Source organism: Streptomyces sp. NPDC030862, from assembly GCF_055571835.1.
On record NZ_JBVIEN010000003.1, the window covers coordinates 30,596 to 44,140 of the forward strand.

A 13,545-nucleotide genomic window follows, 5' to 3' on the forward strand; every position below is an offset into this window, starting at 1 on the left:
CCGCACTGGAGGATGACCCGATGCAGCCCGAGCCTGCCCTCGACCCCGGCACCGTCCCCGCCCTCCTGGCCCGCGCGGCCGCCGCGTACCCCGACCGGCCGGCCCTGCGGTTCGACGGCGACGAGCTGACGTTCGCCGAGCTGGACGACCTCAGCTCCCGTGCCGCCGCCCGGCTCCGCGCCCTGGGCACGGCACCGGGCGACCGCGTCGCCGTCCTGCTCCCCAACACCCCCCTCTTCGCGGTGCTGTACTACGGCATCCTCCGCGCCGGGGCGATCGTCGTGCCCATGAACCCGCTGTTGAAGGCCGGGGAGATCGAGCACTGCCTGAACGACGCGGGAGCGGCCCTCCTCTTCGCCTGGCACCAGGACGGGGACGAGGCGGCTGAAGGCGCCCGCCGGGCCGGCACCCCGCGCATCGTGGTCGAACCCGAGGCGTTCCTCGCCACGCTGCGCACCCACCTCCCGTCGGCCCACAACGAGCCGCGCTCACCCGCGGACTCCGCCGTCGTCCTGTACACCTCCGGAACCACCGGCAAGCCCAAGGGCGCCGAACTCACCCACCACAACCTGCGCCGCAACATCGACGAGGGCGCACGCGTGCTGCGCCTCGGCCCCGCCGACGTCATCTTCGGCGGGCTGCCGCTCTTCCACTCCTTCGGACAGGTCATGGGGCTGAACTGCGCGGTGTCGGTGGGCGCCTGCCTCACCCTGCTGGCCCGCTTCACCCCGGAAGCCGCCTTCTCCGTGATCCAACGGGACCGGGTGACCGTCCTCCTGGGCGTCCCCACGATGTACACGCTGATGCTGCGGCTGGCGGAGAGCCCCGAGTCCGGTCCGTACGACCTCTCCACCCTGCGCGTCGGCCTGTGCGGCGGCTCCCCGCTGCCCGTGGAGGTGCTGCACGGGTTCGAGAAGGTGTTCGGCTGCGCCGTACTGGAGGGGTACGGGCTCTCCGAGTCGTCGCCGCTCGCCTGCGTGAACCGCCTCGACCGTGAGCGCGTCGCCGGCACGGTCGGCATCCCCGTCGACGGCGTCGAGATGCGCGTCGTCGACCGCGAGGGCGGGGAACTGCCCGACGGCGAGGTGGGCGAGATCGTCATCCGCGGGCACAACGTCATGCGGGGCTACTGGCGCCGTCCGCAGGAGACCGCGGAGACGGTACGCAACGGCTGGCTGCACACCGGTGACCTCGGCACCCGGGACGCCCGCGGGGACTTCCGGATCGTGGACCGCATCAAGGACCTGGTCATCCGCGGCGGGTACAACGTCTATCCGCGCGAGGTGGAGGAGGTGCTCTACGCCCACCCAGCGGTCGCGGAGGCGGCGGTCCTCGGCGTCCCGCACCCCGTCCACGGCCAGGAGGTCGCCGCCGCCGTGGTGCTGCGTGACGGAGCGTCCGCCACACCCGACGAACTGCTCGGCTTCGTCCGTGAGCGCGTCGCACCCTTCAAGTACCCGCGCATCGTGTGGATCGCCGACTTCCTGCCGAAGGGCCCCACCGGCAAGATCCTCAAACGCGAGATCGTCCGGCCCGACCCGGCCGCCGGCTGAGAAACGTGCACGCCCCACCTGCGGCCACCGGATCGAGATCCAGGGGCCGCAGATAGGGCGTTCCGCCGCCCTGTCCCGCGTCTACGCAGGTCAGGGCATTTTCGGCGGTACCTCGACGGTAGGCCGTGTGGGACTCGAACCCACAACCAACGGATTAAAAGTCCGCTGCTCTGCCAATTGAGCTAACGGCCCGTAACCCGCAGCATAGCCCGGGCGCGGAGCGTCATGCCGAGCATAGTCCCCCCGCGTCGGGGAGCCGATCGAGTATCGGCCCTCCCTCGCGATGCGGAACGGGCCCGTACGGCACCGGAGTGCTGTACGGGCCCGTCTCAGGCGCGCGGATCAGGCGTACGGATCAGGCCGTACGGATCAGGGCGTACGGATCAGCCGTTGCGCTTCCAGCGCGGCTTGTCGTCGCGGCGGAAGCCGCCGCTGGAGGGACGGTCGTTGTCCCGGCGGAAGCCACCCGACGGGCGGTCGTCGCGGCGGTCGCGGTTGAACGGGCGGTCGCTGCCACGGTGGCCGCCGGAGGGGCGGTCGTCGCGGCGGAAGCCGCCGCTGGAGGGACGGTCGTTGTCGCGGCGGAAGCCACCCGACGGACGGTCGTTGTCACGGCGCTCGAAGGAGCGGCCACCACGGTCGTCACGGTCGCGGTTGAACCCACCACGGTCGTCACGGTCACGGCGGAAGCCGCCGGAGGGACGGTCGTTGTCGCGGCGGAAGCCGCCCGACGGACGGTCGTTGTCCCGGCGGAAGCCGCCCGACGGACGGTCGTTGTCCCGGCGGAAACCACCGGACGGACGGTCGTTGTCACGGCGCTCGAAGGAACGGCCACCACGGTCGTCACGGTCGCGGTTGAACCCACCGCGGTCACCGCGGTCGTCACGGTCGCGGCGCTGGAAGTTGCCCCGCTCGTCGCGGCGCTGGAAGCCACCCTCGCGGCGGTCGTCGCGGCGGTCGTCACGGTCGCGGCGCTCGTCGCGCGGCTGCTCCGGTACGGAGAGGGCGGCGGCCACCTCGGCGAGCTCGGCCTCCGCGGCCTCCGTCACCTCGGCGACGGCGGCCTCGGGGTCCTCGCCCCGCTCGCGGGCGGCGCGGGCCACCAGGCGGTCGGCCTCCTCGCGCAGCTCGGCGGCACGGCGCTGCACGCGCTCCAGCTGCTTGGTGAGCTCGGCGACCTCGCGCTCGGCCTGCTTGGCGGCGTTGTTCGCGGAGTCGGCCTGCACCTCGGTCAGGGACCGGGCGCCGGTGATCTCGGCGACCTCCGGGTCGAAGGCGCCGGCGCCGCCGACGATGTGGCGCGAGGCGTCGACGCCCGCGTCCTCCATCAGGCGGAAGATCTGGCGCCGCTGGTGCGGCAGGGCCAGCGAGACCACCACGCCGGACTTGCCCGCACGGGCCGTACGACCCGAGCGGTGCAGGTAGTCCTTGTGGTCACCGGCCGGGTCCACGTTCAGGACCAGGTCGATGCCGTCGACGTGGATACCGCGCGCGGCGACGTCGGTGGCGACGAGCGCGTTGACGTAACCGTCCTTGAAGTCGGCCAGGGTGCGGGTACGGGCGCCCTGCGTCATGCCGCCGTGCAGCGCGTCGGCCTTCACGCCGGCCTCGCGCAGCTGCTCCGCGATGCGGTCGGCGCCCAGCTGGGTGCGGACGAAGATGATGGTGCGGCCCTTGCGCGCGGCGATCGCGGCGGTGACCGGCGCCTTGTCCTTCGGCTTCACGACGAGGACGTGGTGCGTCATGGTCGTGACGTTGCCCTGGGCGCTGTCGACCTCGTGGACCACCGGGTCGGTCAGGTAGCGCTTGACCAGCGTGGCGATCTCGTTCTCCATCGTGGCGGAGAAGAGCAGGCGCTGGCCGCCGGCCGGCACCTGGTCGAGCAGCTCGGTGACCTCGGGCAGGAAGCCCAGGTCCGCCATCTGGTCGGCCTCGTCAAGGACCGCGACCTGGACGGCCTCCAGGGAGCAGGCGCCGCGGTTGATGACGTCGCGCAGGCGGCCCGGGGTGGCGACGAGGACGTCGACGCCACGCTCCAGCGCGTAGATCTGGTTGCCCATGGACGTACCGCCGCAGACGACCTTCATCTTGAGGCCGAGCACGTCGCCGTACGGCTGGAGGGCGTCCGCGACCTGCATCGCGAGCTCACGGGTGGGCGTGAGGATGACGCCGCGGGGCTTCTTCTTGTCGGTGTGGCCGCCGGCCAGGGTGGCGAGCAGCGGCAGACCGAAGGAGAGGGTCTTGCCGGAGCCGGTGCGGCCGCGGCCGAGGATGTCCTTGCCGGCCAGGGCGTCCGGGATGGTCGCGGCCTGGATCGGGAAGGGGGTGGTCACGCCGTTCTGCGCGAGCTTGCGGACGACACCCTCGGGCAGACCGAGGTCCGCGAAGGTGATGGTCGGCTCGTCGTCGGCGACGACGTCCGCGAGGGCGTCGGTCTCGACGGCCTCTACGGCCTCGACGAGCGCCTCGTCGGCCTCGGGCAGGACAGCGTGGTCAGAACTGAAAATGGACATGCGAAATGCGAAACCTTCCGGAGTCTCGGCACGCGCCCGTCAACTCCGTGTTTCGCAATTCGACCGCCTCGATGCGGTCAGCCACGGCTGGGAGTACGCGCCACACGCGGCGCGCTTCTGTCGGCGCCGGGCAAATGGGAAATGGGATCAAACGATCTACCACCATACGCACCTACCCCCCTCTGACGCAAACCGACCCCTCTCAGGCGGGCGCGACCTGCGGCGATGCGTGCGGCTCGGCCGACCAGTCCGGCGCCCTGAGCGCATGCGTCCGGGTCGTGTCCGCCGCCGGCGACGCGGACGGCGAGTCGGACGGCTTCGGGCCCGGACCGGGGTCCGTGGGCGGGTCGGCCGGGGTCGGCGTGGGGTCCGCCGGGGTGGGCGCGGGCGGTGTCGGCGCCTGGCTGGGCGAGGCCTCCCCACCGCCGGGCCCGCCGGAGTCCCCCGGCCCGCCGCCCTGGCCACCGCCGGACCCGCCGGCCGGGGGCGTGGGGTCCTGCGGCCGTCCCGGCCGGCCGCCGTCGCCGGGGCCGCCCGCGGACGGCTTGGCCGACGGCGCCGCCGAGGCGCTCGGCTCCGCGGAGGCGCCGGCCTCGCCGGCCTCCTCCGCCGCGCCGGGCCTCCCGTCCGCGCCGAGGCCCTCGGCGCGCGCCCCCGGCCGGACTCCCGGCCCGGCGGCGCCACCGTCCACGTCGGCCGCCGCCGCGCCGGAGGGGCCGACCGAACCGGACGGCACGGGCTTGGCGCTCTCGTCGGACACGCTCATGCAGCCGCTGAGCGAGCCTGCGGACGCCGCGACCGCCAGTGCGGTCACGGCCCATCGGACGGGGGCGGGCAACTGGCGCACGCGGGCACCTCCACAGGCACGGGTCAGGGTTTCCCTGCCCAACTCCCCACGCCCGTCAAGGACACGCCCGAAAGCGGGGGCCGTGGCCACCGGCGCCACCCGTACGGGCCGCCACCGGTCAGCCGTAGCCCAGCTCGTGCAGCCGCTCGTCGTCGATCCCGAAGTGATGGGCGATCTCGTGCACCACCGTGACCTCGGTCTCCGCGACCACGTCCTCGCGCGAGTCACACATCCGCAGCGTCGGCCCCCGGTAGATCGTGATCCGGTCCGGCAGCACGCCGGCGTACCACTCGCCCCGGTCGGTCAGCGGCGTCCCCTCGTACAGCCCCAGCAGATCGGGGTCGTCCGGGGACGGCTCGTCCTCCACGAACACCGCGACGTTGTCCATCAGCCGCGTCAGCTCCGGCGGGATCCTGTCCAGCGCCTCGGCGACCAGTTCCTCGAACTCCTCGCGCGTCATCTCCAGCACCCGGCCATTGTCCCGGATGACCCGGACGTACGGGCATAGCCGCCCGTGCGCATAGCCGCCCGCGCGCCCGGGCATACGGCGGCCATGGTCGCCCCAGCCGCTCTCCGCACCGCCTACGACCGCCTCCGCCGCCACTACCGCTCGCGCCGCACCGGCCCCACGCCCGCCCTGGTCCACGCCCCGCACCCGTACGCACGCGCCCTCGGCCTGATCACCGTCGTCCTGTTCGGCGCCTGGCTGGGCCTCCTGGCCGTCGGCAGCGTCCGTACGCCGGTCGGGCCGATGGACACGAGCATGACCCTGCGCCCGTCCCTCTCCGGCGGCACGAAGATCAACGTCTCACCGCTCGGCGCGCTCACGCTCGACTCGCACCACGCGCCCATCCGCCTCGACGTGGACGTCGAGCAGCTCGACCCCGTACGCGCCCAGGCCCTGGTCAAGCACCCCGAGCGGCTCGCCGGGCTCCAGGACGAGATCACCCGGGACGTCGCGGACGGCACCCGCGAGCTGGCGCTGCGCTCGTGCGTCGCCGTCGTCACCGGCGCCACCGCCCTCGGTCTCGCCGTCTACCGCCGCCCGCGCCGCGCGCTCGCCGCCGGCGGCCTGGCGCTGGCCCTGCTCGCCGCCTCGGGCACCTCCGCCTTCGCCACCTGGAACCCGAAGTCCGTCCTTGAGCCCAAGTTCTCCGGACTCCTCTCCTCCGCACCCTCCGTGGTCGGCAACGCCCGCTCGATCGTCAGCGAATTCGACGTCTACCAGAAGGAGTTGGCGCGGCTCGTCACCAACGTGACCAAGCTGTACGAGGCGACCTCCACGCTCCCGACGTACCAGCCCGACCCGGCGACCATGCGGGTGCTGCACGTCTCGGACATCCACCTCAACCCGGCGGCGTGGGAGATCATCCGCTCGCTCGTCGAGCAGTACAAGATCGACGTGATCATCGACTCCGGCGACACCATGGACCACGGCACCGCCGCCGAGAACGGCTTCCTCGACCCCATCAGCGACCTCGGCGCGCCGTACGTCTGGGTACGCGGCAACCACGACTCCGCGGCCACCCAGCGCTACCTGGAGGAGCTCGACAACGTCCACGTCCTCGACCAGGGGCGCGCCGTCACGGTCGCGGGCCTGCGGGTGGCCGGCACGGGCGACCCCCAGTTCACGCCCGACCGCTCCGTCGCCCCGGCGGGCGACGACGCCGAGCGCGCGGCGGGGGCGCGGCTGGCGGACGCGCTGCGGCAGCAGCGGCTGGCGGGCACGCCCGTCGACATCGCGGTCGCCCACAACCCCGTGGCCGCGCAGGAGACCGACGGCGAGGTCCCCCTCGTCCTGGCGGGCCACGTCCACCGCCGCGTGACCAAGATCCTCCCGGACGGCACCCGCCTCAAGATCGAGGGCTCCACGGGCGGCGGCGGCCTGCGCGCCCTGGAGCGGGACGAACCCGAGAAGGTCCACGCCTCCGTGCTCTACCTCGACCGGGACACCCGCCACCTCCAGGCCTGGGACGAGATCACCCTGGGCGGCCTGGGCCTGACGACAGCCGAGGTCAGCCGCCACCTCCCGGACGAGAACCGCCCCGGCGCCCCCTCCCCCAGCCCGTCCCCCACCCGGCCCTCCACTGCGCCCACCAGCCCCTCGCCGACCGCCTCCCGGTAAAGCGTTTTGGCGAACCGTCCCCGCATCCCATATGCTTCTCACGTCCCCGACGCGCTGACGAAGCGCCCAGGCGGGCCATCAGCCCTCATCGTCTAGTGGCCCAGGACGCCGCCCTTTCAAGGCGGTAGCACGGGTTCGAATCCCGTTGGGGGCACGCATTACCGTGTGCGAGACTGGTTCTCGCACAGTGCTTGGTCCTGTGGAGCAGTTTGGAGTGCTCGCCACCCTGTCAAGGTGGAGGCCGCGGGTTCAAATCCCGTCAGGACCGCTGCGGCTCGCAAGAGCCGCGTGGCTGGGTAGCTCAGTTGGTACGAGCGTCCGCCTGAAAAGCGGAAGGTCGCCGGTTCGACCCCGGCCCCAGCCACCACCACGAAGGCCCCGTCCCCTGGACGGGGCCTTCGGCGTGTGCCCCGAGGCGGCCATGGGGCCGGGCCGGCCCCACAGCCGCTCCGGGCGGCGCCTCACGCCCCCCGCCGGTGGCGCCACCCCCGCGCCCCCAGGACCACCGCCGCCACCGCCACCGCGCCCAGCAGCAGCGCCCAGTCCGGTACCGCGCGGCCCAGCGCGGCGACGCGGGTTTCCAGCGCGTACGAGTCGTCCACGGACAGCAGACCCGGCAGGGCGGTCGTGCCGTCGAAGGCGAGGAACAGCACGCCCAGGGCGATGAAGAAGAGGCCCGACAGCACCGACGTGCTGTGCAGGGTGAAGCGGCCCACCCGCAGCGCCCGGCCCCGGAGCCAGGTGCGGCGCCCCAGGTCCCAGCGCTCCCAGAACACGGCCAGGAGGAACAGCGGTACGGCCATTCCGAGCGCGTACACCGCCAGCAGCAGGCCCCCGTAGACCGGGTTGCCGCCGAGCGCCGCGACCGTCAGGACGCTGCCCAGGATCGGCCCCGCGCAGAAGCCCGCCAGGCCGTACACCAGGCCCAGCGCGTACACCGACACCGCCGAGACCGGCCGGATCCGGCCGCTGGCCTCGGCGAGGCGCCGGGAGGCGAAGCCCAGGCCCACCACCTGGGCCACGCCCAGCGCGATGATCAGCCAGCCGCCCACCGCCACCAGCAGGTCCCGGTGGCCGTAGAAGAGCCGGCCCGCGACGGAGCCGGCGGCGCCCAGCGGGACGAGGGTGGTGGCGAGGCCCGCGTAGAAGATCCCGGTACGGGCCAGCAGCCGGCCCGGGCTGTCGACCGAGTACGCGAAGAACGCCGGGAGCAGCAGCGCGCTGCACGGGCTCAGCAGCGCGAGCAGGCCGCCCAGCAGGGCCGCGAGGTAGCCGATACCCGTCACTTCGCCGCCCCGCGGCGAGCGGACGCGTGCGCGGATTCGATTGCGCTCGCGAACGTCTCCATCGGCTGTGCACCCGCGATCGGCCGCCCGTTCACCAGAAAGGACGGCGTCGAGGTCGCCCCCAGCGACCAGCCCTGCTCCTGGTCGGCCGTCACGGCGGCCCGCGCCCCCGCGCTGTCGAGGTCCCGCCCGAACCGGTCCAGGTCCGGCACGCCCGCCTCCCGCGCCAGCGCCAGCAGCCGGCCCTTCGCGAAGCCGCGCTCCTTGGCGCCCTCGGCGTACGCGGCCTTGTGGAACTGCCAGAACCGGCCCTGCCGCCCGGCCGCCCACGAGGCCCGCGCCGCGCGCTCCGACTCCTCGCCGAAGATCGGGAAGTTGCGCCACTCGATGCGCAGCACCCCGGCCTCGACGTACTTCTCGATCAGCGCGGGCTCGATGTCTCGGGCGAACTTCCCGCAGTACCCGCACGCGAAGTCGGCGTACTCGAGCATGACGACGGGCGCGTCGGCGCGCCCCACGGCGAGCGGGTCGGCGGCGTCGCGGCGGGCGTACTTCTCCAGCTCGGGGTAGGCGGCGACCTGCTGTTCGGCGACCGCGGGAGGGCCGGGCTTGGTCGCGGCGTAGGAGGCAAGGCCGGCCAGCGTGGCGACGACGGCGACCCCCGCGCCGATCAGGTACGGCGCGGTCCTGGACTTCGTGGACTTCTTGGACATGGACATGGTGGAGCGACTCCTGGGCGAGCACGAGGAAGGGGGAGACCAGCGGTACGGCGTACGCACCGGCGGCTATACGCGCAGGATCGACAGCTCCACGGGCGACGGCCCCGACGACCACGGCGGCGCCCGCTCCGGCCGGACGCCCGGCACCACCGGCTCGGCCTGCCACAGGGGCACCCGCGTGTCGGTGTGCGGGACGGACGGCAGGCAGTCCGCCGTCAGGGCGCGCGGCGGAACGCCCGGCTCCAGCCCGCCCTCCCCGTCGGACGGATCGCAGGAGGAACCCTGGCCGGCCGCGGCCACCACGTCGTGCGGGACACCGGTCCCGGACCCGTGGACCAGCAGCGCGCCGACCACCAGCACCAGTACGGCGGCCACCACACGGCACCACCGCCACCGGCCGCCGGTGCACCGCATGCGGACCGCCCCTCCATGACGCAAGATCGTCGACGGCTCGTCGACTCGCCGGAAATGGTACGGGGAAATCGGTTCGCCACTCCGTCGCCGCGAGTGAGATCCTGGAGCAGGTATGTCTACTTCCCTCGCCGACCTCCAGACCCTGCTGGCCGAGGTATCGCTGCGCGACGCGCACCGGCTCGGCCGCCGTCTCGAAGGCACCCGCCGCATCCGCAAGCCCGAGGCCCGTCAGGCCGTACTGGACGAGATCGCCGCCGAGGCCACGAAGGCCGCCGTCCGCACGGCCGAGCGGGCGGCGCGCAGGCCGGAGGTCACGTACCCCGAGCAACTGCCGGTCAGCCAGAAGAAGGACGAGATCGCGGAGGCGATACGCGACCACCAGGTCGTGATCGTCGCCGGTGAGACGGGTTCCGGCAAGACGACCCAGATCCCCAAGATCTGCCTGGAGCTGGGGCGCGGCGTACGCGGCATGATCGGCCATACGCAGCCGAGGAGGATCGCCGCCCGCACGGTCGCCGAGCGCGTCGCGGACGAGCTGAAGACCCCGCTGGGCGAGGCGGTCGGCTGGAAGGTCCGCTTCACCGACCAGGTCAACCCGGACGCGACCTTCGTCAAGCTGATGACGGACGGCATCCTGCTCGCCGAGATCCAGACGGACCGCGAGCTGCGCGCGTACGACACGATCATCATCGACGAGGCCCACGAGCGCAGCCTCAACATCGACTTCCTGCTCGGGTATCTGGCCCAGCTGCTCCCCAAGCGCCCCGACCTCAAGGTCGTGATCACCTCCGCGACCATCGACCCGGAGCGCTTCTCCCGCCACTTCGGCGACGCGCCGATCGTCGAGGTCTCCGGCCGTACGTACCCGGTCGAGGTCCGCTACCGCCCCCTCCTCGAAGAGGACTCCGAGGACTCCGACCGCGACCAGATCACCGCGATCTGCGACGCGGTCGACGAGCTCCAGGCGGAGGGCCCGGGCGACATCCTGGTCTTCCTCTCCGGCGAGCGCGAGATCCGCGACACGGCGGACGCGCTGGAGAAGAAGCGGCTGCGCAACACCGAGGTCCTCCCGCTCTACGCGCGCCTCTCGCACGCCGAGCAGCACCGCGTCTTCCAGGCGCACCCGGGCCGCCGGATCGTCCTCGCCACGAACGTCGCCGAGACGTCGCTGACCGTCCCCGGCATCAAGTACGTCATCGACCCCGGCACCGCCCGCATCTCCCGCTACAGCCACCGCACGAAGGTGCAGCGCCTGCCGATCGAGCCGGTCAGCCAGGCCAGCGCCAACCAGCGCAAGGGCCGCTGCGGCCGTACGTCCGACGGCATCTGCATCCGGCTGTACTCGGAGGACGACTTCCTCGCCCGCCCCGAGTTCACGGACGCCGAGATCCTCCGTACGAACCTGGCGTCGGTCATCCTCCAGATGACGGCGGCGGGCCTCGGCGACATCGAGAAGTTCCCGTTCATCGACCCGCCGGACCACCGCAACATCCGCGACGGCGTGCAGCTCCTGCAGGAGCTCGGGGCCATCGACCCGACGCAGAAGGACCCGAAGAAGCGCCTCACGGAGCAGGGCCGCAAGCTGGCCCAGCTGCCCGTCGACCCACGCCTGGCCCGCATGGTCCTGGAGGCGGACAAGAACGGCTGCGTGCGCGAGGTCATGGTCATCGCGGCGGCCCTCTCCATCCAGGACCCGCGCGAGCGGCCGGCCGAGAAGCAGGCGCAGGCCGACCAGCAGCACGCCCGCTTCAAGGACGAGACCTCCGACTTCCTCGCCTTCCTCAACCTCTGGCGCTACATCCGCGAGCAGCAGAAGGCGCTGTCGTCGTCGGCGTTCCGCCGGATGTGCAAGTCCGAGTACCTCAACTACCTGCGCATTCGCGAATGGCAGGACATCTATACGCAGTTGCGTACGGTCGCGAAGCAGATGGGCATCCACCTCAACGACGAGGACGCCCCCGACGACCGCGTCCACGTCTCGCTGCTCGCCGGCCTGCTCTCCCACATCGGGATGAAGGACATCAAGGAGGGCGCGAAGAACGAGTACCTGGGCGCCCGCAGCGCCAAGTTCGCGATCTTCCCCGGCTCGGCGCTCTTCAAGAAGCCGCCGCGGTTCGTGATGTCCGCCGAGCTGGTGGAGACCTCCCGCCTGTGGGCGCGGGTCAACGCGAAGATCGAGCCCGAGTGGATCGAACCGCTGGCGGAGCACCTGCTCAAGCGCACGTACTCCGAGCCGCACTGGGAGAAGGACCAGGCTGCGGTCATGGCGTACGAGAAGGTCACGCTGTACGGCGTGCCGATCGTGGCCCAGCGGAAGGTCAACTACGGCCGCATCGACCCCGAGACCAGCCGCGAGCTGTTCATCCGGCACGCGCTGGTGGAGGGCGACTGGCGCACGCACCACAAGTTCTTCGCGGACAACCGCAAGCTGCTGACCGAGGTCGAGGAGCTGGAGCACCGCGCCCGGCGCCGCGACATCCTCGTGGACGACGAGACGCTCTTCGACTTCTACGACCAGCGGGTGCCCGAGCACGTGGTGTCGGGCGCGCACTTCGACTCGTGGTGGAAGCACAAGCGGCACGAGGCCCCGGACCTGCTCGACTTCGAGCGCGAGATGCTCATCAACGAGAAGGCGGGCGCGGTCACCAAGGCCGACTACCCCGACTCGTGGCGGCAGGGTGCGCTGAAGTTCCGTGTGACGTACCAGTTCGAGCCGGGTGCGGACGCGGACGGCGTGACCGTCCACATCCCGCTCCAGGTGCTGAACCAGGTGACGGACGACGGCTTCGACTGGCAGATCCCGGGGTTGCGGGAGGAGGTCGTCACGGAACTGATCCGCTCCCTGCCGAAGCCGATCCGCCGCAACTACGTGCCCGCGCCGAACTTCGCGAAGCGCTTCCTGGACACGGCGGTCCCGCTGCAGGAGCCGCTGGACGTGACGCTCGCCCGTGAGCTCCAGCGGATGGTCGGCGTCCCGGTCGCCGCCGACGACTTCGACTGGTCGCGGGTACCGGACCACCTGAAGATCACCTTCCGGATCGTCGACGAGCGGCGCCGCAAGCTCGCCGAGGACAAGGACCTGGAGACCCTGAAGCTCCAGCTGCGCCCGAAGGCCCGCCAGGCCCTCTCCAAGGCCGCCGCGGCCGCCACGGCCGGTCCCTCGGGCTCCGGGCAGTCCCTGGAGCGCACGGGCCTGACGGACTGGACGATCGGCACGCTGGTGAAGGTCTTCGAGACCCGCCGCGCCGGCCAGCCGGTCAAGGCGTACCCGGCGCTCGTCGACGCGGGCGACACCGTCTCCGTACGGCTCTTCGACACGGAGGCCGAGCAGGAGCAGGCGATGTGGCGCGGCACGCGCAGGCTCATCATGCTGAACATCCCGGTGAACCCGGCGAAGTTCGCGGCCGACAAGCTGACGAACCAGCAGAAGCTGGCGCTGTCCCGCAATCCACACGGCTCGGTGCAGGCGCTCTTCGAGGACTGCGCCACCGCGGCGGCCGACCGGCTGATCGCCGAGCACGGCGGACCGGCGTGGGACGAGGAGTCCTTCCGCAAGCTGTACGACAAGGTCCGGGCCGACCTCGTCGAGCTGACCATCCGCACGGTCGGCCAGGTGCAGCAGATCCTGGCCGCCTGGCAGTCCTGCGAGCGGCGCCTGAAGGCCACGAACAGCCTGGTCCTGGTGCGCAACGTCCAGGACGTGCGGGAGCAGCTGGCGGCCCTCGTGCCGGCCGGCTTCGTGACGAAGACGGGCCTGCGGCGCCTGCCGGACCTGATGCGCTACCTGGTGGCGGTGGACCGGCGGCTCCAGCAGATGCCGACGGCCGTCCAGCGCGACACCACGCGCATGGAGAAGGTCCACGAGATGCAGGACGAGTACGCCTGGCTGCTGGAGCAGCTGCCCAAGGGCCGCCCGGTGCCGCAGGAGGTCCTGGACATCCGCTGGATGATCGAGGAGCTGCGGGTCAGCTACTTCGCCCACGCCCTGGGCACCGCCCACCCGGTCTCCGACAAGCGCATCCTGAAGGCGATCGACGCGGCCGCGCCGTAGTCCGCGCTGATCGCCACGGCGCGAGTTCGACCGGACC

The 13,545-nt window shown here is 72.3% G+C and carries 9 protein-coding genes and 4 tRNA genes; 6 read left to right on the forward strand and 7 right to left on the reverse strand.

The window, feature by feature from the left end; genetic code table 11:
• Positions 1-20: 20 nt before the first annotated feature.
• Positions 21-1,553: a long-chain-fatty-acid--CoA ligase gene (locus ACZ42X_RS08280; protein ID WP_468285753.1), complete on the forward strand. Its 1,533-nt coding sequence runs from the start codon at positions 21-23 to the stop codon at positions 1,551-1,553.
• A gap of 119 nt (positions 1,554-1,672) precedes the next feature.
• Here the strand turns inward: ACZ42X_RS08280 and ACZ42X_RS08285 are convergent.
• From ACZ42X_RS08285 to ACZ42X_RS08300, 4 genes are all read right to left on the reverse strand, one after another.
• Positions 1,673-1,745 (reverse strand) — tRNA-Lys (locus tag ACZ42X_RS08285).
• A gap of 191 nt (positions 1,746-1,936) precedes the next feature.
• On the reverse strand, positions 1,937-4,066 hold the full coding sequence (locus ACZ42X_RS08290; protein ID WP_468285755.1) for a DEAD/DEAH box helicase: 2,130 nt from the start codon (positions 4,064-4,066) through the stop codon (positions 1,937-1,939).
• A gap of 202 nt (positions 4,067-4,268) precedes the next feature.
• The gene (locus ACZ42X_RS08295; protein ID WP_468285758.1) at positions 4,269-4,913 is read right to left on the reverse strand and encodes a hypothetical protein; all 645 of its coding nucleotides are present in this window, start codon (positions 4,911-4,913) and stop codon (positions 4,269-4,271) included.
• Positions 4,914-5,031: 118 nt separating this feature from the next.
• On the reverse strand, positions 5,032-5,382 hold the full coding sequence (locus ACZ42X_RS08300; RefSeq protein WP_064072095.1) for a metallopeptidase family protein: 351 nt from the start codon (positions 5,380-5,382) through the stop codon (positions 5,032-5,034).
• Positions 5,383-5,466: 84 nt separating this feature from the next.
• On the opposite strand from ACZ42X_RS08300, the gene ACZ42X_RS08305 reads away from it, so the two are divergent.
• The 4 genes from ACZ42X_RS08305 (at position 5,467) to ACZ42X_RS08320 (ending at position 7,405) form a co-directional block, all read left to right on the forward strand.
• Entirely contained in the window at positions 5,467-7,038 is a 1,572-nt protein-coding gene (locus tag ACZ42X_RS08305) for a metallophosphoesterase family protein (protein WP_468285760.1), read from the forward strand.
• A gap of 81 nt (positions 7,039-7,119) precedes the next feature.
• Positions 7,120-7,192: transfer RNA gene (locus tag ACZ42X_RS08310), tRNA-Glu, on the forward strand.
• 39 nt (positions 7,193-7,231) lie between these two features.
• A tRNA-Asp gene (locus ACZ42X_RS08315) sits at positions 7,232-7,306 on the forward strand.
• Positions 7,307-7,328: 22 nt separating this feature from the next.
• Positions 7,329-7,405: transfer RNA gene (locus ACZ42X_RS08320), tRNA-Phe, on the forward strand.
• Positions 7,406-7,499: 94 nt separating this feature from the next.
• Here the strand turns inward: ACZ42X_RS08320 and ACZ42X_RS08325 are convergent.
• The 3 genes from ACZ42X_RS08325 to ACZ42X_RS08335 form a co-directional block, all read right to left on the reverse strand.
• Positions 7,500-8,324, reverse strand: a complete 825-nt coding sequence (locus ACZ42X_RS08325; protein WP_468285764.1) for a cytochrome c biogenesis CcdA family protein — start codon at positions 8,322-8,324, stop codon at positions 7,500-7,502.
• Entirely contained in the window at positions 8,321-9,043 is a 723-nt protein-coding gene (locus ACZ42X_RS08330) for a DsbA family protein (protein WP_468285766.1), read from the reverse strand. Before ACZ42X_RS08330 ends, ACZ42X_RS08325 begins: the two co-directional genes overlap by 4 nt.
• Positions 9,044-9,109: 66 nt before the next feature.
• A complete protein-coding gene (locus ACZ42X_RS08335; protein WP_468285769.1) occupies positions 9,110-9,457 on the reverse strand; it encodes a hypothetical protein in 348 nt (115 codons plus the stop codon).
• Positions 9,458-9,569: 112 nt separating this feature from the next.
• Between ACZ42X_RS08335 and hrpA the strand changes: the two genes are divergently transcribed.
• Complete coding sequence (gene hrpA / locus ACZ42X_RS08340) at positions 9,570-13,508, forward strand: ATP-dependent RNA helicase HrpA (protein ID WP_468285771.1); 3,939 nt, start codon at positions 9,570-9,572, stop codon at positions 13,506-13,508.
• The last annotated feature ends 37 nt before the right edge of the window (positions 13,509-13,545 follow it).